Source organism: Shinella sumterensis (assembly GCF_004514425.2).
Classification (GTDB): Bacteria; Pseudomonadota; Alphaproteobacteria; order Rhizobiales; family Rhizobiaceae; genus Shinella; species Shinella sumterensis.
Map to the genome: position 1 here is coordinate 1 of NZ_MYFN02000052.1, position 678 is coordinate 678.

General features: G+C 55.5%; 1 pseudogene. It reads right to left on the reverse strand.

Annotated features, from left to right (window positions below):
* Positions 1-53: 53 nt before the first annotated feature.
* Positions 54-678 (reverse strand): annotated as a pseudogene (locus B5M41_RS26780) (IS6 family transposase); the annotation flags it as partial.

Consider the following 678-nt stretch of genomic DNA (forward strand, 5'->3'; position numbering starts at 1 on the left):
GGGCGATGTCACGTTGTTTCATCAATGATGAAGCAAGGTGTGTGTCTGAGAAATCAGGCACTCGCGCCGGTCACGGCTTTCCACTGGGCTATAGCGCGGATCCGATGAATGTGGGTGGCCAGAGCTGAGCGTTTTTGATGCGGTGCGACGAAGAGATTTCGAACTGCCGAAAAGATCGATACGAAGCGTTGTAAGCCGCCGACTGATCGAAATCTCTGCATCATCCGTTCTCGTTTTCGCAATGGTACGTGAGAATTCTCCGCTCGGTTGTTGAGCCCCTTATGAGATCGATGCTCGACACCTGGCATGACTTCCCGCTTTGCCGCAGCGTATGAGCGCAGCTTGTCGGTGATAATGCGCTTCGGCACCAAGCCTTGCTTCCTCAGCAGTCTGACCAGCAATCGCTTGGCAGCTTTGGTATCACGGCGGGTCTGGACGACCTCGTCGAGAACATAACCGTCTTGATCGACAGCGCGCCACAGCCAGTGCTTTCGGCCGCCGATGGAAATCACAACCTCGTCCAGATGCCAGATGTGCCTTCGCGACGGCTTCTTTCTGCGTAACTGCTTTGGTAAGCCGGGCCGAATTTGCGGCCCCATCGCCGGATCGTTTCATAAGATACAACAATGCCGCGCTCCAACAGCATTTCCTCGACCAGCCGCAGGCTCAAAGGGAACC